Below are 17,524 nucleotides of genomic sequence, written 5' to 3' on the forward strand. Positions count from 1 at the left end.
CTATTCCTCCTCGTTATTCCAAAATAATATCCTTATCCAGTACGCTTGTAATGGAGAAGAATATTTGCGACTTCGGGTATAAATTTAGTCGACGGACAGGAGAAAGCAAATTGCTAACGCAGCGGCAATAAGCTTTTGATATGACAGCAAACATCATGAAATAACAGGTTTTTTGAAAGATTTAATTACAATCAGACGTAAAAAACCAATAAAACCGCCACCGGTAAATAAGCGAAGCGGCAAATGCGTTTTTTTGCCAGTATGGCTATTCAGGACGTATGCGGAAGACACAATAGCGGCAGCGCTTTACCGTGAAAGTAAAAAGCTATTGCCGACATTTCTGGCGGAATTCGCCTGGCGTCATGCCGTAGTGGCGAACGAAGGTTTTGTGGAAGGTGTCATGTGAAGAAAAACCGTGCTGTACCGCAACGTATTCGATAGTGACGTTATCTTCCACCAGCATTCGCGCTGAAGCGACCAGACGCTTTTCCCGGCAAAAAGCGGCCAGCGTTTTGCCGGTTACCGCATGAAAATAGCGCTGTAAATACCATTTGGAGTAGCCGGTTTTTTCCGCGCAATCGTCCACCGTAATACGCCGATGCGGATTGCTTTCAATCCAGCGCATCAGCTCACGGATAACGCCATAGGTAAAGACTTTTTCACTTGCTGCGCTTACGTTCATGTTAACTCCCTTTGCGATACGCCCATCACCGGTTGCAGCTCCAGCCGGATGATATGAAGCAGGTTGTTGCGCAGCACATCTTCCCGATCGTTAAGCACGCCGTGCATATCCAGCGCATCCTGTCCCAGCGTCAGGCCGATCAGCCGCCATGCCGTGGCTGACGGCGTATCGTGACAGCGCAGCAGGTTTTGCTGGATGCCGCGCGTAATCGCGTCGCTGACGGTGTTGTGCCAAAGATTAAGCGCGTAGACGAAGATGTCATGCAGCGCTTTATCCTGCTGGGAAACGACGGAGACTTCGCGCCACAGTTCCGTTTCATGCTGTGCTTTATCCGGCTCGTATAGCAGCGCCAGCACCGCGTCAATACCGCTCAACGCTTCGCTGGCGGCCTGATGCACAGCCACGGTTTCATTAACAATGACAAGAAAAGCTTCGCATTTTAGCTGGTTGAGCGAGGCGAAATGGCGGTTGATATGCCCAATGGCCGCGCCGCTCTCTTTGGCGATTTTGCGGGCGGTAACGGCGGTATAACCTTCTTTCCTGATTAACTTTTTTGCGGCGGCAATCAGAAGATCCGCGCGTGCGTCCGCTTTTAAATAGCCCATCCTTTTGCCTCGCCTGATTTAACCGGCCCACATTCTGCCTTTTTTTGAACATCCGTTCAATATTATTCTGAACAGATGTTCAAAACTTTCCGTCAAGCGGCTGATAAGCATTATGTCGAGTTGTAATCTGAAACTATCTGCTGCTCTTGATGACAGTCAAAACCGAAGTTGTAGCTAATCGTTTGCGCAGCATGCGAAACCGATTGCCTATCGTTCTAAACCATCTTTGTGACGTTAATTTTACCCTTTGTGTCATTGTTCGTGATCTGAGTCACAAAATGATTGAATCGAAATGAAACAAACTTTGACAAACGTGAGCAATATCTATTTTCTATCGGCAGGATAGAGGCACCCTATGCGGGCTGCCCCGGCGTACCTGTACGCCTCCCCCGGAGCGGCATACAACAATACCTTCCCGTCCAGCAGTGGACACTGATTCGCGGCCCTTCTCTGGCTCAGCAGAGAGGCCTTTAAGCATGTGGTAAACCATGAAAAATAAAATGTTGGTGGCTGGCGCGCTGTTGGCTGCGTCATATAGCATCTCTTCTCAGGCGGAAACTGGCGCGCCTACCTATGTGTCAGACTGGTGGCATCAGAGCGTTAACGTGGTGGGAAGCAACCACACCCGTTTCGGGCCGCACCTGAACAACGATGTTTATCTGGAATATGAAGCCTTCGCCCATAAAGACTGGTTCGATTTCTACGGCTACGTGGATATTCCGAACTTCTTCGGCGCGGCGAACAGCTATCAGCAGGGTATCTGGGACAACGGTTCGCCGCTGTTTATGGAGATTGAACCGCGCTTTTCTATCGACAAGCTGACCGGCACCGACCTGAGTTTCGGCCCGTTTAAAGAGTGGTACTTCGCCAACAACTATGTCTATGACATGGGCCGCGACCATAACAACCGCCAGAACACCTGGTATATGGGCCTGGGCACCGATATCGATACCCACACCAAAATGTCGCTGGCGCTGAACATTTATGCCAAATACCAGTGGGAAAACTACGGCGCGGCGAACGAAAACAGCTGGGACGGCTATCGCTTCAAGGTAAAATATTTCCTGCCGTTGACTACCTTGTGGGGCGGCAACCTGAGCTATATCGGCTTCACCAACTTTGACTGGGGTTCCGATTTGGCGGATAAAACGCCAGGCTCTTTCCGTTCCAGCAACTCTATCGCCTCCAGCCATATCCTGGCGCTGGGCTACGATCACTGGCACTACTCGGTGGTGGCGCGTTATTTCCATAACGGCGGCCAGTGGGCCGACGGCGCCAACCTGAACTTCGGCGACGGCCCGTTTGAAGTGAAATCTACCGGCTGGGGTTACTATCTGGTAGTGGGTTATAATTTCTGACGTATTTTCTGGCGGGGCGGAAATAACGCCCCGTTTTCCTTCCTGAATGAATTGGCTTATTAACGATTCCCTTTCCATTAAAGCGTTACGTTTTACTATTACTCATCCTTATATTTATTCCGACAGGCTTACCGCAAAGCGATAATCACGATTTACTTTCATTCCGTCTGTCTTATGAGGGAAATCACAAATTCAATAAATAACCGGCGCTGGCTATTTATTTTTTTAACAGCCGTGCTAGCGTAGCAGCTCAAAGGATTGCTACTGTATTTACAGGCAAAACCTGCGTTTCTGAACAAGCACGGCGACAGTGATTCTCGCTGCGTGGTCATTCAGTTACGCAGGTTTTTTTTTGCCTCATGAATGGCATAAACGTTTGCTGTTTTTTTATTGCCGTTTTTCTTATTGCTAACTGTGCAGCAGAGGAATTATTCATTATAAGGAGGATGACAAGCCGGCCAAATAATTCACGAGTTCTGTTTATGTTTAACAAGACCTTCCTGGCGTAATTATTCTGCGGCTGATGACTGTTATTTACAGGAAAAAAACCGCGGTCCTGATTAATTGCGCCAGCGGAATGCACTCTTTTAATGCTTTTAGGGACGCGGTGCTTTTTATCCCTCTCGCCTGCCGCTTACTACGCGTCGGCGATAAAAACATAAGGAATATCACATGAAAAAATGGCTTGTTACGCTAACTCTGCTTCTGGCGTGTGGCTCAGCATGGAGTATCGAAAAACCGGTTAATGCGGGTGCGAAACAGGATAAGCCTGTTACGCTCTGGTTTGTACGTCATGGTAAAACACTGCTGAACACGCTGGATCGCGTTCAGGGTTGGGCCGACTCCCCATTAACCGACGAGGGAAAACAGGTGGCGCGCTATCTTGGCGCAGGATTAAAGTCTGTCCCCTTTGGGGGTTTTTATACCAGCGATGCCGGACGTCAGCGTGAAACCATGCAGATTATTTTGCAGCAGACAGGAAGAGAAGCGGTTCGTCCAACTGAATTAACCGGCCTGCGTGAAGTTTTCTTCGGTAGCTTTGAGGGTAGCTTTAATAAAGAGATGGCCGCCGCTGCTGCCGCTCAACTGGGCCTGCCGAATGCACAGGCGCTGTTTGCCGGAATGAAAGCAGGCACGTTGTCCGTTGAGCGCAGTATCAACGCGATAGCTGCCGCCGATCCCGCCGGGCAGGCAGAAAACTATCAGCAGGTGAAGGCGCGTACCCAGGCTGCGCTGCGGGCAATCATCGATAATGCGTTGCGCGAAAAACAAAGCAATGTGCTGATCATTTCTTCCGGCTCAGCCATCCAGATTATGATTTCTAATCTGACTACCGATCCGGAAAAAAATAAACCGCTGGCAAACTCCGCCGTTGTAAAAATCGTTTATCAGAATGGGAAATTAACCGTTACCGAGCTAGGTAATATGTCCTATATCGATGCAGGAAAAAAGGTGCTGGCACAACAGCCGCAAGCCTGATTCGCAGCCGCAGGCTGGTTACGCAGGCTCATTTTAAATCATTAGGTTATTGCGGCATTAATAAATTCATCCGTTAGTTAAATCGCTAAACGTTTTAATGACCCTGCTCGCCCGATTTTATTTTCCGGGCGGCGGCCTGCCGCCTTATTACAGGGGATATCAAAATCATAGGAAATACCCCAATCACAGGGAATATACCTACTACAAGAAACGCCAACATTACAGGGAATAGCAATGAAAAAGAAAATAGCCATTATTATAACTGCCGGATTATTACCTTGCCTGTCGTGGGCAGAAGGCCGCACCGATAATATTGCGGCAATACCTTTAATTAGCGACAGCTCACTTGATGTTTCATTACGTAATTACTGGAAATACCTGAAAGAAGATGCTGCTAATCCCAAAACCGTCCACGCCGCCTGGGGGCAAGGAGTGGCGCTGGATTATACGTCAGGCTATTTTGCCGATTTGATAGGTTTCAACCTCTCTTACTATGGCGCGATAAAACTGGGTGCCAGCGATCGCTTTGATTCACGCGGCATTCTGTATAATGCAGGCCACGGCAATACTAAAGGCGACGCGCAGGGCTTCAGCAAACTGGGGCAGCGCTACGTTAAACTGAAGCTGGCTAACGAGACGCTGAAAGGCGAACTGCATGGCGGCTGGGAGATGCTGCCAAATTTCGGCATTATCGGCACGTCGTGGCGCCTCTCACCGATCACCTATCTTGGCTGGAACGGTGTCGCCGCGTTCAATGATACACAGCTACGCATTGCCTGGGTCAGTCGCTCTCTTGACCGCAGCTCGCCGGAACAGACCCATTTCAAAACCAACGACAACCGGAATATCGATCATATCGTCACTGGCGATATTACCTACCAACACGACAGTCTGAAGCTGCAATACGGTGCAGGCGAAAGCGATGGCTACCTGCGTCGGCAACATCTCTTCTTTAGCGACACCGTCACGCCACGCCTTTCCATCGGCAGCCAGATTTACCTTACCCAGGCGCTGGACGCTTATCGCGCTATGCCTGCACAGCGACGCGATTTCGATCGCTACGCCCGTCACTACGCGCTGGAAATGACCTGGCAAGAAAACGGTTTCCGCTCTCGCTGGGGGCTGGGCTATACCCGCGCGGCGAAAGAAAACAGCGTTGGTTTTTATCCCCGCCATATGAGCCGCCTCTCCTTCGGTAATTTTATCTCTCTGGCTTCTGCCGGTGATGATTACCTGCGCGATAAAGAGTTGATGCTGGCGACCATGACTGATTACCAGTTCACGCCTGAACTGCTGGCTGGCGTAGCGGCCAACGCCGGTACGTTCCGCTATCGCGGCCTGAATGTGAAGACCGGCGAAGTCAATCTTTATGGCCGCTGGACGCCCTCCTCTCCAGATCTGAAAAATCTTAGCGTCTGGGTGATGTTCGGTCCGGGTTGGTCTTATAAAAATGTTAAACGCACACCGATATTGCACCACGGAGACTACAACCACTCCCACTTTCTGGCAGGCGAAATCATTATCGATTATCGCTTTAAGCTGCTGTGATGCTTTATCGGTTTAACGGGAGTAAAACGATGAAAAGATGGATTGGGATTATCGCGCTATGTTTAACCTGTAGCGTCAGCGCAGCAGCGCCAGCGGTGGACGACACCGTTACCGTCTGGTTCGCCCGCCACGGCAAAACCTGGCTCAATATGCTGGATCGCGTGCAGGGCTGGGCGGATACGCCACTGACGAAAGAGGGCGTAGAGACGGCACGCTACCTGGCGGAAGGCTTAAAGCCTGTTCCCTTTGACAGCTACTATTGTGGCGATGCGGGCCGTCAGCGGGAAACGATGCAAATTATTCGAGCCGTCCGCGCTGATTCATCAGTGCCGACCATTGAGATGCAGGCGCTGCGCGAGGTCTTTTTCGGTGGTTTCGAAGGGCTGCCAAATCATGAAATGATCGGGGCGGTGGCGAAAAAAAAGGGGTTGTCCGCGCCCGATGAGGTATTTAACGAAATAAAACAGGGCAGGCTGACGCTCGTGGGTTATCTGGATGAGATTGCAGACGTTGACTCGTATCACCTGGCTGAGCGTGCCGGTCATGTAAAAACACGAATGCAGTCTGCGCTGCATGCCATAATCGACAAAGCGCACGCGCGTGGTGACAAGAATGTGCTGGTAGTCTCATCAGGAGCGGCGATTCTAATGATGATTGCCGATCTGACCGATGACGCACGTAAAAATCAGCCGTTGGAAAATGCCGCCGTGGTGAAGCTGGTTTACCAAAAAGGTGCGCTGAAGGTCACGGAAATCAACGATATGCACTACGTCAACGACGGTAAGGCCCGGCTGGCGCCGTAAAGCGAAGCCAGCGCCCGCTGTCGGCAAGCTCCGAAAGCGGGCGGCATGGCCCGGCAGGTAAAACACCCCGCGCTACAGACGGCGCAGGCTGGCATAAAGCCGTTTTTGCAGCCCGACGATCTCGCCGCCGGGCTGCGTCAGGCCAGGACGGGCTGGCCTGAAACATGCGTTACTGGCCCAGCACCTCACGCACAAAGGCTTCGATCTCTTTATCCTGACAGTTTTCAAAGAAGCACTGCTGGAAACGCTGGCCGCTGACGGCGGTTTTTACCAGCTCAGGATCGATGGCGCGCAGCGTATCCAGATAGTTATCTTTCACGACCGCCGCTTTGACCTGGTTAAGAATGCCAGCGTTGCGCACCTGAGGCTCTTTACGCTCCGGCGGATAGCCCTGACCTTTCTCGCCGCTGAACGCTTTTTCAAAGATAAAGCGCAGATTCAGCTCGGCGCCCCAGCCAAAACCTTTTGCAAACGGCAGCGCCAGCGCATTGCCGTTATTGATCTGGGCGAACAGATAGGCGTCCGCCGGATCGATGCAGTAGCCGCAGGCCACGCCGGGATGAATATTCAGCGACATCAGCGCGCCCTGGCCAGTGCCGCAGCCGGCGATAACGAAATCCACCGCTTTCGAATTCAGCAAAATGCTGGCCATGATCCCCAAATGAATATAAGTCAGATGGTGATCCTGCTCATCGCTCATGCCCACGTTAAACACCGGATAGTCCAGCCCGTTCGCTACCTGTTGCAGCTCTTTCAGCACAATGGCGTTTTTCGCCGCCTGGCTGTTTTCCATCATTAACGCGATTTTCATCGTTTATCCTCTTATTACATGGCGTTTATCAGGCGTGTAATGTCGGCTTCCGCTTTCCGGCCGCGTTTCCGCAGCCCGTTTGTTTGCAGCTCACCGCACCGTTCCGCCGCCTCGCCTGCGGTTGTTGTTCAAAGGAGGTTTAACGCGCCGCCAGGGCATACGTCAATACAATTATGAAACACTGTTTCATATTTTAGAGCCTGACGTTCCTTATAGATACCGCACGGACATATTACTGTGACAGTTTTCACATTTTCCCGGCAGAACGCCTATTTAACCTGCATTTTGCGAGGCGCATTCCATTTGCGGCACAGGGAAAAAATTGTGTGATCCTTCCTGCATTTTCACTCTGCGCCGCTCGGCAAGCCCCTCGAACGGGGTATGATTTTGTAATCTGAAACACCGTTTCAATTTAAATCAAACTCTGGCGTGAGGAAAACGTTATGGCGAAAGGAAACCGTGTACATTTGCCTTTTCATCACTTTACCGATGAAAAGACCGGTGCCGAAATGGTGCGATTAACGCCGCCTGAGGTGTTATGTCATCGCAACTATTTTTATCAGAAGTGCTTTTTCAACGATGGCAGCAAGCTGCTGTTCGCGGGCGAGTTTGACGGCAACCGTAACTATTACCTGCTCGATTTACAAGAACAGCAGGCAACGCAGTTGACGGAAGGCGCGGGCGATAATACGTTTGGCGGCTTCCTCTCGCCGGACGATCGATTTCTGTTCTATGTGAAAAACGAACGCCAGTTGCGCTGCGTCGATTTGCAGAGTCTGGAAGAACGCGTCGTCTATACCGTGCCGGAAGCATGGGTCGGCTACGGCACCTGGGTCGCCAACAGCGACTGCACCAGGCTGGTCGGCATCGAAATTGACCGCCAGGACTGGGAGCCGCTCAGCGACTGGCAGGTATTTAAGACCTTCTTTGAAAAGAAACCGCACTGCCGTCTGCTGCGGGTCGATCTGCAAACCGGCGAGGCGCAGACCATCCTTGAACAGCGTCTGTGGCTGGGACATCCCATCTACCGTCCGTTTGACGACCATACCGTCGCCTTCTGCCACGAAGGTCCGCACGATCGCGTCGACGCGCGCATGTGGCTGATCGATGAAGACGGCGCCAATATGCGCAAAGTCAAAGATCATGCCGAGGGTGAAAGCTGCACCCATGAATTCTGGGTGCCGGACGGATCGGCGCTGATCTATGTCTCCTACCACAAGGCGCGAGCCGATCGCGAGATCTGCCGCTTCGATCCGGTCACCGGCCATAATGAGGTGCTGATGACCATGCCAGCCTGTTCTCACCTGATGAGCAACCAGAACGGCACGCTGCTGGTAGGCGACGGCTCCGGCACGCCGGTGGATGTGCAGGATACCAAAGGCTATACCATCGACAACGATCCGATGCTGTGGCTGTTTGACGTGGCGACGCGCCAGCATCGCCCGCTGGCGGCGCATAACAGCTCCTGGCGCGTGCTGGACGGCGACCGTCAGGTCACGCATCCGCATCCGTCATTTACGCCGGACGACAAACAGGTGCTGTTCACCACCGACTATGAAGGCCAGCCAGCGCTCTATCTGGCGACCATCAAAGATAACTTTTTCAGCTAACAGCAGGACGAATAAGCGCATGTTTACTTTCAGAGAACGAACCCAGGTCGAGCAGGTAGGCGAAGGCGTCACGCGGCGCATTCTGGCGCACGGCGGCGGTATGATGGCGGTCGAAGTGACCTTTGAGAAAGACGCGGTCGGCCCGCTGCACCATCATCCGCACGAGCAGCTGACCTACGTGTTGTCAGGGCGCTTCGCCTTTACCATCGATGGCGAAACCCATGAGGTCGGCCCTGGCGACACGCTGTATAAGAAACCAAACGTGGTGCACGGCTGCGTCTGCCTGGAGGCGGGTGTGCTGCTGGATACCTTTACGCCGCAGCGCGAAGATTTTCTTTCCTGAAAATAACGCGGCGGCGGACGCCCTCTCAGACGCCCGCCGCCGTTTTTTATTGCCGCCTCACACGTCAGGCGGCGCGTCTACCGCGTCGATTAATGTTCGGCCTGCGGCAGTTTTTCGATATCCACGTCGCCCTGCTGCTGCGCCACGAAGGTCTCTTTGCGCACGTCGGCGACATCGGCCGCCGTGACCGGCTTCTCGCCTTTATTGCCCCAGCTGGTGCGGATAAAGTTCACGACGTCCGCTACCTGATGGTCGTCCAGACGCCAGCCGAAGCCCGGCATCACCACGGTAGTCGGCGCGTTCTTCACGCCCGGCAGCGTACTGCCGGTCAGCACGATATGGATCAGCGAGGTCGGATCGTCCGCCAGCACCACCGGGTTGCCGCGCAGCGCCGGGAAGAAGCGCTTGTAGCCGCGTCCGTCAGTGCGGTGACAGGCGGCGCAGCTGTCAACATACTGCGCCGCGCCCGCTTTGCTGTCGTCGCCTTTCCACAGCGCCTGCGCCACGGCGTCGTCAGGCTGGAAGCCCGTCTGCGACGGGTCCTTCGCGCCCAGCGATTTCAGGTAGCGCGCGATCGCCCGGATATCCTTATCGTCGAGATATTGCAGGCTATGCTCCACCACCTCCGTCATGCCGCCAAAGGCCGCCGTATCGTCGTTGCGGCCGGTGCTGAGGAATTGCGCCAGATCGTCTTCGCTCCAGCGCCCCAGCCCGTCGCGGTTATCGCCGCGCAGGTTGCTGGCTGTCCAACCGTCGATGGGCGCGTTGCTGCCGGAGAGATAATCGCCGCCCTTCTCATCGCTCAGCGCTTTCTCCTGCATAGTGAAGCTGCGCGGCGTATGGCAGGCGCCGCAGTGCCCTAAGCCTTCCACCAGGTAGCGTCCGCGCGCCAGGTCCGCGTCTTCGCCGCTTTTCGGCTGGAACGCCTTCACGTCCGGCGCGAAAATGCCGCGCCAGATCGCCAGCGGCCAGCGCATGGAGAGCGGCCAGGGAATGTCGCTCTCTTTATTCTGCTGCGCCACCGGCGCCACGCCGTGCATAAAGTAAGCGTAAAGCGCCTGCATATCCTCGTCGCTGACCACGGCGTAAGAGGGATAAGGCATCGCCGGATAGAGCGTATCGCCGTTTTTCGCTACGCCATGACGCACTGCCTTCTGGAAGTCGTCATAGCTGTAGCTGCCGATGCCGGTCTCTTTATCCGGGGTGATATTAGTGGAATAGATAGTGCCGATCGGGGTTGCCATCGCCAGCCCGCCGGCAAAGGGTTTACCCTCTTTGCTGGTGTGGCAGGCGACGCAGTCCCCCGCGCGCGCCAGATATTCGCCGCGTTTGATCAGATCGCCGGCCTGGTCGTCGGCCGCCATCGCGCCAGAGGCTGTAGCCAGCAGGCACAGCGCCAGTAATGCGTTTTTCATCGCCATCATCCTTATGCCTGCACCAGCGGTCCTGGGTTTTTCAGATACTGTTCGCGGATCGCCTTCGCCGACCAGTAGGTCAACGCGGCAACCATGCCGGTCGGGTTGTAGCCCAGCCCCTGAGGGAACGCCGAGGCGCCCGGCACAAAGACGTTCGGCACGTCCCAGCTTTGCAAATAGCGGTTAACCGCGCTGGTCTTCGGATCTTCGCCCATAATCGCGCCGCCGTTCATATGCGTGGTTTGATAAACAGTGGTGTCGAAGTGGGTGCCCTGCACTTTCGGCGCGCCGATGATCTCTTTCGGGTTCATCGCGACGGCGATTTTACGCATGCGGTCATGCATAAACTGCGACATCTTGATGTCGTTATCCTGCCAGTCGAAGGTCATGCGCAGCAGCGGCTGCCCAAAGGCGTCCTTGTAGTTCGGATCGAGATCGAGGTAGTTGGCGCGGTAAGACTGATGCGCGCCGTGGGCGTCCATCGAAACGTGGTGCGTATAGTGATCGGCCACCGCCGCTTTCCACTTGCTGCCCCAGCCCGGCGTGCCCTGCGGCACCGGCAGACCGGAGATCGGCTTCACGCCCGCCTGGTTGACCCAGAAAGGCGAGCCGCCGACAAAGCCATATTTGCCGTGGTCGAAGTTATCGGCGTTGAAGTCGTCGACGCCGACGCCCGCGCCGCCCGCGCCGATAAAGTTATTGGTATGCACATCTTTGCCGAAGAACGCCTTGATAGTGGAGATGTTCTGATAGGCAAAGTTGCGGCCCACCACCCCTTCATTGGTGATGGGGTTATAAGGCTGGCCGATGCCGGAAAGCAGCATCAGATGCACGTTGTGGAACTGGAACGCGGAGAGGATCACCAGATCCGCTGGCTGTTCGATCTGGCGGCCCTGCGCATCGACATAGGTCACGCCGGTGGCGCGTTTTTTATCGTCGGTGAGATTGACGCGCAGCACGTGCGAGTTGTCGCGCAGCTCGAATTTCGGCTCCTGACGCAGCGCAGGCCAGATATTGACGTTCGGCGACGCTTTGGAATACATGTAGCAGGCGTAGCCGCTGCAATAGCCGCAGAAGTTGCATGGGCCCATCTGCGCGCCATAGGTGTTGGTGTAGGGGCCAGAGGTGTTGGCCGACGGCAGATCGTAGGGATGATAGCCCACCGACTCGGCCGCCTTCGCGAACAGCTGCGCGGAGTAAGTGCGCTTTTGCGGCGGCAGCGGGAAATCGTCAGAGCGATCCGGCGCAAACGGGTTGCCCCGGCCCTGGCCGACGATTTTGCCTTTAACGCTCCAGGCGGAGCCGGAGGTGCCGAACACCTTTTCAGCCTTGTCGAAGAACGGCTCCAGCTCGTCGTAAGTGACGCCGAAATCCTGAATGGTCATGCCTTCCGGGATAAAGTCTTTGCCGTAGCGCTCCTCATAGTGGCTGCGCATCCGCAGCTCTGTCGGATCGACGCGAAAATGGACGCCGGACCAGTGCAGGCCTGCGCCGCCGGTGCCGGTACCCGGCAGAAACGCCGCCAGCTGACGATAGGGCTGTGCGGTCTGCGAGACGTTGTGACGAATGGTGACGGTGCTTTTCGACAGATCCTGGAACAGCTTTTTGCGGACGTTATAGGTCAGCTCATCGATCACCTGCGGATAAGAGCCGTCCGGGTAGGTATCGCGATGCGGACCGCGCTCCAGCGCCACCACGTGCAGGCCCGCTTCCGTCAACTCTTTCGCCATAATGGAACCGGCCCAGCCGAAGCCGACAATCACCGCGTCCACTTTTTTCATTACGTTTGCCATGCTTATGCTCTTTCTCCACGAATCGATACCGCCGGGAAGGGATAGCGCTCGCCGCGCTCCACCCAGTCCATAAAATCAGCGCGCGCGCCGGGGAAGCCGATCAGCTTCCAGCCCACCATGTGCTGATTGCCGCCATGCAGCGGATCGCAGAAAAAGCCCTCGCGGGTGTTTTGCAGCAGGTAAGCGAAGAAGACTTTCGCTGGCAGCTGCTTAAAGCTCGCCTTGTTGCTTTCAAACTCGCCGAGCAGCGCATCCTGCTGTTCGGCGCTCAGCGCGGCAAAAGCTTTGCCATGCTGCTGTCTCGCCCAGGCGTCCGCTTCGGCGATGCCCAGACGATAGATCTGCTGCGGCACCAGCGGGAGTTGATAGCCCAGCTCTTTCGGCGCGTCAGGATCGAACGGCCCCTGCATATACCAGTTGTTGCCGGTCGCGTAAGGGGTATTCATTTGGCGATCGATAAATTCCGGCACGCCCGCTTCCAGCGCGCCCGGACCGCGCTCGTCCGCCGGGATCAGGCGCGCCACGGCGGCCTTAATAAAGGCGAACTCTTCGGCGGAAAACCAGACGGGCTGATAGTCGCGTGCGGTTTGCGGGCCGGCAGGCGCCGCGTTTTCGTTGGCCTGGGCGCTGCCGCTGAGGCCCAGTGACGCAATCCCGGTGGTGCCCATCGCGACGGCGGGCGCCAGCGTGATGGTTTTCAGAAGAAAGTCTCTTCTGGAAGTACTCGTTTTTTCTTTCGACATAACATTGCCTTAGCGCACGTTGCGTAACAGCGCAACAGTTGATCGTCTCTGTTTTATTATTGTAGTTATGGTTTTATGCAGGGATTCCCGGATGGAAAACAGGCTCATTGTTACCGGTAACAGCAGCGCGCATTGTAACAGCTATTTTGTAAAATCTTTAGCAGCACAAAACAAAATCACACAAATTCCTTAACATTAAACTGACATCGCTCCGTTTCGTTCGTTATCAATGGGGCGCGCCGTAACGACTGGACACAACCCACCACAGACTGTTAATCACTGCGCAGGCTATAAAGAAGCGAATCTTTTTTGCGGAGTCGCTATGTTCAGTTCCTTTTTCCCCCGGCCCGCGCTGTTTTTCAGCACGGCAGCCCTGTTCAGTCTGGCGGCGGTTTTTCTCTGGTTCGACGGCGCCAGCCAGCTGGTCTTTCATCTGCCGACGTTTGCGCGGTACGCTGGCAAAGCGCTGCCTGACAGCGCATGGCGCTTTCTCCAGCCTGACGATCTCTGGTTTTACTGTTACTTCGCCGCGTTGACGGCGCTGTTCGCTACGGTCTGGTCGTTCGCCAGTCCGCATCCCTGGCAACGCTGGTCGGTGCTGGGAACGGCGCTAATCCTGTTTATTACCTGGTTCGATGTGCATGTCGGCGTCACCATCAACGCCTGGTACGGCCCTTTTTACGATCTTATTCAGCGCGCGCTGACTAAAGCGGGATCGGTATCTATGGCCGATTTCTACCAGCAGATCGGCGATTTTCTTAGCATCGCGCTGATTGCGGTAGTGATCGGCGTGCTGAACGCCTTTTTTATCAGCCACTGGATATTTCGTTGGCGCACCGCGATGAACGACTGCTATATGGCGCACTGGCAGCAGCTACGACATGTAGAAGGTGCTGCGCAGCGCGTACAGGAAGATACGATGCGTTTTTCCAGCACGCTGCAAGACTGGGGCGTGAGCCTTATTCAGGCGGTAATGACGCTGGTGGCGTTTCTGCCGGTGCTGGTGGGGCTGTCGCAGCATGTAAAAAGCGTGCCGATCCTCGGCCACACGCCTTATGGCCTGGTGCTGGCGGCGCTGTTCTGGTCGCTGTTCGGCACTCTGCTGCTGGGTCTGGTGGGCGTGAAGCTGCCGGGGCTGGAGTTCCGTAATCAGCGGGTGGAAGCCGCTTACCGTAAGGAACTGGTCTACGGTGAAGATGATGCTCGCCGGGCGGCCCCCGCCACGGTGCGCGAGCTGTTTAGCCGGGTGCGCTACAACTATTTCCGCCTCTGGTTTCACTATCTCTATTTCAACGTGACGCGCATCCTTTATTTGCAGGTGGATAGCATGTTTGGCCTGTTTATTCTGCTGCCAACCATTATCGCCGGCGGCCTGACGCTGGGGCTGCTGCAACAGATCACCAACGTGTTCGACCAGGTGCGTCAGGCGTTCCAGTACCTGATCACCTCGTGGTCGACGCTGGTGTCGCTGATGTCGATATACAAGCGTCTGCGCAGCTTTGAGCGCGTTATCGAGGGTGAAAACCGACAGGAGGCGTTGCAGCGGAATTAAGGGATAACGCGGAAAAATAACAAATAACAGGCAGTTAATCCGCTCTTCGCTTTTACTCCGCCTGCGGCTGGTGAAAGATAAAGGCAGGAACAAAAAAATGTTGACAGTTGTCAACACCGCCTGTAATTTCGCCACTGTCCAGGATGGATAATGAAAAAGCATCCCAATAAACATATTCAGGCCGCGATCGAGTACGCCCTGCTGTGCGGCTGGCAATTTCGCCCTTCCAACGGGCACGCCTTCGGCAGGCTGATATGCGCGGTGCCCGAACACAGCGAGCATCAGATGAGCGTCTGGTCCACGCCGCGCGCGCCTGAACGCCATGCGCAGCAGATTCGCCGTAAAGTTAACAGCTGCGCGCTGGATGTTACGCCCCACATCAGGAGGAACTGATGATTTATCACTTCACGCTCATCCTTACCGGCGTTGAGGCCCATACGCCAGGGCTGGAAAACGCCCTGTTCGAATGCGGCTGCGACGACGCCCTGCTCTGCTTTTACGGCGACAGCGTTTATCTGGAATTCGATCGTGACGGCGACAGCTTTGAGCAGGCGGTGCTGAGCGCCATTGCGGATATCGAAGGCGGCGCGCTGCCCGCGCGCGTTGTCGCCGTGGACGCCACGCTGCTTGGTCTGAGCGATATCGCCCAGCGCAGCCAACTCTCCCGTCAGGCGGTCGCCATGCTGAAAGACGGCACGCGCGGGCCGGGCCGCTTTCCGGCGCCGGTTCAGCGCCTTGCCGGACACTCGCCGCTCTGGCGCTGGGCAAGCGTGGCGCGCTGGCTGCACGAAAACGGCAAGCTGAGCGACGAGCTGGCGGAAAATGCGCAGGTGATGGAGAACATTAATCTGGCGCTGGCGCTGCGGGAAACGCCGCAGCGCCAGTATGTCACCCAGCTGGCGGCGCGTCTGGATCGGGCCGCCGGAAAAGAAGAGGCTATTTAAGCGCGGCGAACACGCGCTCTACCGCGTAAGCGCCCGGATCTTTCACCCCGTTGAGGCTCTCCTGATTCAGGTAGGAGGAGCGTCCCGCTTTAGCCGCACCCATGCTGGCGGTGGCGTCCGCGCCCTGCTGCGCGGCGGCGGCGGCGGCGCTCAGCCCTTTGCCGTCGATCAGCGTCTGCAACGCAGGCTCCAGCGCATCAATCAGCGTGCGATCGCCGACGCGTGCGCCGCCGTAGTGCTTCATGCGATCCAGTCCGGCCATCAGCGCCTGCGGCAGCGGTTTACCCTCTTCCAGCTGCTGTCCGGCGGCGGTAAACATAATTGACATCAGCACGCCGCTGGAGCCGCCCATCACTACCGCCAGCTGCTCGCCGACCAACGTCAGCAGGCGGGACGGTTCATTAAACGGCAGCGCCTTCTGTTGGCTCCCCTGAAGAATTTTGCGCGCGCCAGCGGCGAAGGTGGAGCCGGTGTCGCCGTCGCCGACTTTGGCATCCAGCTTATTCAGCTCGCCTTCAAGATCGATCAGCGTCTGGCACACGATGTCCACCACGCGCTGCACCGCCGCATTGTCTGAAGGCGACATCTCCTGCTGGCGTTTGATCGCCTCGCCTTTAACCGCTGCGGGCATCTGCAACCTCTGCACCGGCTGCCAGCCGCTCGCCTCGACCGGCGCCTGTAGCGCCTTCAGCCGCTCGTCATCCAACAGCAGCGTCGTGAGAGAGAAGCCTTTCATATCCAGCGAACTGACCAGCGTGGCGGGGCCGAGCAGATGGCTGATGCGTTCGCCCAGCGGTGTCTTTACGGTTTCCCGCACCAGCACGCCCATTTCCAGCAATGAAAAGCCGCCGAGATTGTTTATCAACAGCAGCGCCTTTTTATCCTGCGGCACCTTTTCCGCCAGCTTTTCCGTCATGATTTGTACGATTTCGCGGCTGTTCTGCGTTTTTAGCGTTTTCACGCCCGGTTCGCCATGGATGCCCATGCCGAGTTCGCTTTCCCCTTCCGCCACACGGTTATCGGGCGCTTCGCCGGGAATATGGCAGGTAGAGAACGCCAGACCGATGCTGGCGGTCTCATCAATCGCCTGCTGCGCGCGCTGTGTGACTTCCTGGAGCGAGGCGCCCTGTTCCGCGTAGTAGCCTGCGAGCTTATGGATTAATACCGTGCCCGCCAGGCCGCGCGGTTGCGGATTATCCGGCAGCGCGATGTCATCTTTTACAATCGCCAGTTCGACCTTATAACCCAGCGCACGCGCCTTTTCCGCCGCCAGGCCGAAGTTAAGGCGGTCGCCGGTATAGTTTTTCACGATCAGCAGGCAGCCCGCCTCGCCGGTGACGTTGATAATGGCGCTCAGCACCGCGTCCACGCTGGGCGAGGCGAACACGTCGCCGCATACCGCCGCGGTCAGCATTCCTTTTCCCACAAAGCCGACGTGCGCCGGTTCATGGCCGGAGCCGCCGCCGGAGATCAGCGCCACCTTGCGCTTATCCCAGTCGTTGCGCACCACGACGCGAATACCTTCGCCAACCTCAAGCCGACTCAGATTATGAAAAGGCGTGCTCAGCAGCGCGCCCTCGATCGCTTCGTTCACCAGCTCGCTTTTTTCGTTCATGAAAAACTGACTCATGGTTTCCTCTCTTGTGTTGACGCGCCCAACCGCGGCGGCGCAAAAAGTTAACTGTAGTTGAAAAAGCAGGCGCTTAGTCAGCAAGAAAGGCGAGCCGGACGGGTGGATCAATGACGAAATAAGGCGGAAAGCGGGCTAACACATTTAAGATACGGAAAGATCCGAGGGATGGAATTGCCAGATATCGTCTGCATTTTTAAGGGCCCGA

Annotated in this window: 16 protein-coding genes; 9 read left to right on the top strand and 7 right to left on the bottom strand. The window is 55.8% G+C overall.

All coding sequences use genetic code 11. The annotated features are described in order from the left end of the window. Window positions 1-325: 325 nt before the first annotated feature. The gene (locus MYY08_RS06520) at window positions 326-682 is read right to left on the bottom strand and encodes a helix-turn-helix domain-containing protein (protein WP_052133841.1); all 357 of its coding nucleotides are present in this window, start codon (window positions 680-682) and stop codon (window positions 326-328) included. Further along, the gene (locus MYY08_RS06525) at window positions 679-1,287 is read right to left on the bottom strand and encodes a TetR family transcriptional regulator (RefSeq protein WP_038623793.1); all 609 of its coding nucleotides are present in this window, start codon (window positions 1,285-1,287) and stop codon (window positions 679-681) included. The genes MYY08_RS06520 and MYY08_RS06525 overlap by 4 nt, the downstream gene beginning before the upstream one ends. A 488-nt stretch (window positions 1,288-1,775) precedes the next feature. Between MYY08_RS06525 and MYY08_RS06530 the strand changes: the two genes are divergently transcribed. The 4 genes from MYY08_RS06530 (at window position 1,776) to MYY08_RS06545 (ending at window position 6,475) form a co-directional block, all read left to right on the top strand. Further along, on the top strand, window positions 1,776-2,645 hold the full coding sequence (locus MYY08_RS06530) for a nucleoside-specific channel-forming protein Tsx (protein ID WP_038623791.1): 870 nt from the start codon (window positions 1,776-1,778) through the stop codon (window positions 2,643-2,645). Window positions 2,646-3,317: 672 nt separating this feature from the next. Beyond that, on the top strand, window positions 3,318-4,124 hold the full coding sequence (locus tag MYY08_RS06535; RefSeq protein ID WP_288013840.1) for a histidine phosphatase family protein: 807 nt from the start codon (window positions 3,318-3,320) through the stop codon (window positions 4,122-4,124). A 234-nt stretch (window positions 4,125-4,358) separates the two neighbouring features. Beyond that, complete coding sequence (locus tag MYY08_RS06540; RefSeq protein ID WP_038623789.1) at window positions 4,359-5,672, top strand: OprD family outer membrane porin; 1,314 nt, start codon at window positions 4,359-4,361, stop codon at window positions 5,670-5,672. Between the two features lie 29 nt (window positions 5,673-5,701). After that, a complete protein-coding gene (locus tag MYY08_RS06545; protein ID WP_038629851.1) occupies window positions 5,702-6,475 on the top strand; it encodes a histidine phosphatase family protein in 774 nt (257 codons plus the stop codon). A gap of 169 nt (window positions 6,476-6,644) precedes the next feature. Here the strand turns inward: MYY08_RS06545 and MYY08_RS06550 are convergent, their stop codons facing one another. After that, window positions 6,645-7,286 (bottom strand): RpiB/LacA/LacB family sugar-phosphate isomerase, encoded by a 642-nt coding sequence (locus tag MYY08_RS06550; protein ID WP_038623788.1) that lies wholly within the window; start codon window positions 7,284-7,286, stop codon window positions 6,645-6,647. Between the two features lie 443 nt (window positions 7,287-7,729). Between MYY08_RS06550 and MYY08_RS06555 the strand changes: the two genes are divergently transcribed. Together MYY08_RS06555 and MYY08_RS06560 are read left to right on the top strand one after the other, a co-directional pair. Continuing rightward, window positions 7,730-8,896: an oligogalacturonate lyase family protein gene (locus tag MYY08_RS06555; RefSeq protein WP_038623787.1), complete on the top strand. Its 1,167-nt coding sequence runs from the start codon at window positions 7,730-7,732 to the stop codon at window positions 8,894-8,896. Window positions 8,897-8,915: 19 nt separating this feature from the next. Then, window positions 8,916-9,239 carry a cupin domain-containing protein gene (locus MYY08_RS06560; protein ID WP_038623786.1) on the top strand — a complete coding sequence of 108 codons (324 nt, stop codon included), beginning with the start codon at window positions 8,916-8,918 and terminating at the stop codon, window positions 9,237-9,239. 89 nt (window positions 9,240-9,328) lie between these two features. On the opposite strand, the gene MYY08_RS06565 is transcribed toward MYY08_RS06560, so the two are convergent. Genes MYY08_RS06565 through MYY08_RS06575 form a run of 3 tightly spaced genes read right to left on the bottom strand, consistent with a single transcriptional unit; the run spans window position 9,329 to window position 13,190 of the window. Further along, window positions 9,329-10,654, bottom strand: coding sequence for a c-type cytochrome (locus MYY08_RS06565; protein ID WP_084970148.1), 1,326 nt, complete (start codon window positions 10,652-10,654; stop codon window positions 9,329-9,331). Window positions 10,655-10,665: 11 nt separating this feature from the next. Further along, window positions 10,666-12,447 carry a GMC family oxidoreductase gene (locus MYY08_RS06570; protein WP_038623785.1) on the bottom strand — a complete coding sequence of 594 codons (1,782 nt, stop codon included), beginning with the start codon at window positions 12,445-12,447 and terminating at the stop codon, window positions 10,666-10,668. Window positions 12,448-12,449: 2 nt separating this feature from the next. Continuing rightward, window positions 12,450-13,190 carry a gluconate 2-dehydrogenase subunit 3 family protein gene (locus tag MYY08_RS06575; protein WP_288013841.1) on the bottom strand — a complete coding sequence of 247 codons (741 nt, stop codon included), beginning with the start codon at window positions 13,188-13,190 and terminating at the stop codon, window positions 12,450-12,452. A 322-nt stretch (window positions 13,191-13,512) separates the two neighbouring features. On the opposite strand from MYY08_RS06575, the gene sbmA reads away from it, so the two are divergent. The 3 genes from sbmA (at window position 13,513) to MYY08_RS06590 (ending at window position 15,686) form a co-directional block, all read left to right on the top strand. Continuing rightward, window positions 13,513-14,742: a peptide antibiotic transporter SbmA gene (sbmA, locus tag MYY08_RS06580; RefSeq protein WP_288013842.1), complete on the top strand. Its 1,230-nt coding sequence runs from the start codon at window positions 13,513-13,515 to the stop codon at window positions 14,740-14,742. A gap of 150 nt (window positions 14,743-14,892) precedes the next feature. Beyond that, the gene (locus tag MYY08_RS06585; protein ID WP_084970131.1) at window positions 14,893-15,135 is read left to right on the top strand and encodes a hypothetical protein; all 243 of its coding nucleotides are present in this window, start codon (window positions 14,893-14,895) and stop codon (window positions 15,133-15,135) included. After that, window positions 15,132-15,686, top strand: coding sequence for a helix-turn-helix transcriptional regulator (locus MYY08_RS06590; RefSeq protein WP_038623781.1), 555 nt, complete (start codon window positions 15,132-15,134; stop codon window positions 15,684-15,686). The genes MYY08_RS06585 and MYY08_RS06590 overlap by 4 nt, the downstream gene beginning before the upstream one ends. Here the strand turns inward: MYY08_RS06590 and MYY08_RS06595 are convergent. After that, window positions 15,679-17,316 (bottom strand): dihydroxyacetone kinase subunit DhaK, encoded by a 1,638-nt coding sequence (locus tag MYY08_RS06595; RefSeq protein ID WP_288013843.1) that lies wholly within the window; start codon window positions 17,314-17,316, stop codon window positions 15,679-15,681. The two genes, MYY08_RS06590 and MYY08_RS06595, sit on opposite strands and share 8 nt — an antisense overlap. Between the last annotated feature and the right edge of the window lie 208 nt (window positions 17,317-17,524).

The organism is Mixta sp. (assembly GCF_024610815.1).
Taxonomy (GTDB): Bacteria; Pseudomonadota; Gammaproteobacteria; order Enterobacterales; family Enterobacteriaceae; genus Mixta; species Mixta calida.

Coding starts and splice junctions, on each gene's coding strand:
- MYY08_RS06565 (WP_084970148.1), bottom strand. CDS start 10,654: ATGAAAAACGCATTACTGGCGCTGTGCCTGCTGGCTACAGCCTCTGGC.
- MYY08_RS06575 (WP_288013841.1), bottom strand. CDS start 13,190: ATGTCGAAAGAAAAAACGAGTACTTCCAGAAGAGACTTTCTTCTGAAA.
- MYY08_RS06550 (WP_038623788.1), bottom strand. CDS start 7,286: ATGAAAATCGCGTTAATGATGGAAAACAGCCAGGCGGCGAAAAACGCC.
- MYY08_RS06530 (WP_038623791.1), top strand. CDS start 1,776: ATGAAAAATAAAATGTTGGTGGCTGGCGCGCTGTTGGCTGCGTCATAT.
- MYY08_RS06535 (WP_288013840.1), top strand. CDS start 3,318: ATGAAAAAATGGCTTGTTACGCTAACTCTGCTTCTGGCGTGTGGCTCA.
- MYY08_RS06520 (WP_052133841.1), bottom strand. CDS start 682: ATGAACGTAAGCGCAGCAAGTGAAAAAGTCTTTACCTATGGCGTTATC.
- MYY08_RS06585 (WP_084970131.1), top strand. CDS start 14,893: ATGAAAAAGCATCCCAATAAACATATTCAGGCCGCGATCGAGTACGCC.
- MYY08_RS06540 (WP_038623789.1), top strand. CDS start 4,359: ATGAAAAAGAAAATAGCCATTATTATAACTGCCGGATTATTACCTTGC.
- MYY08_RS06545 (WP_038629851.1), top strand. CDS start 5,702: ATGAAAAGATGGATTGGGATTATCGCGCTATGTTTAACCTGTAGCGTC.
- sbmA (WP_288013842.1), top strand. CDS start 13,513: ATGTTCAGTTCCTTTTTCCCCCGGCCCGCGCTGTTTTTCAGCACGGCA.
- MYY08_RS06560 (WP_038623786.1), top strand. CDS start 8,916: ATGTTTACTTTCAGAGAACGAACCCAGGTCGAGCAGGTAGGCGAAGGC.
- MYY08_RS06525 (WP_038623793.1), bottom strand. CDS start 1,287: ATGGGCTATTTAAAAGCGGACGCACGCGCGGATCTTCTGATTGCCGCC.
- MYY08_RS06555 (WP_038623787.1), top strand. CDS start 7,730: ATGGCGAAAGGAAACCGTGTACATTTGCCTTTTCATCACTTTACCGAT.
- MYY08_RS06595 (WP_288013843.1), bottom strand. CDS start 17,316: ATGAGTCAGTTTTTCATGAACGAAAAAAGCGAGCTGGTGAACGAAGCG.
- MYY08_RS06570 (WP_038623785.1), bottom strand. CDS start 12,447: ATGGCAAACGTAATGAAAAAAGTGGACGCGGTGATTGTCGGCTTCGGC.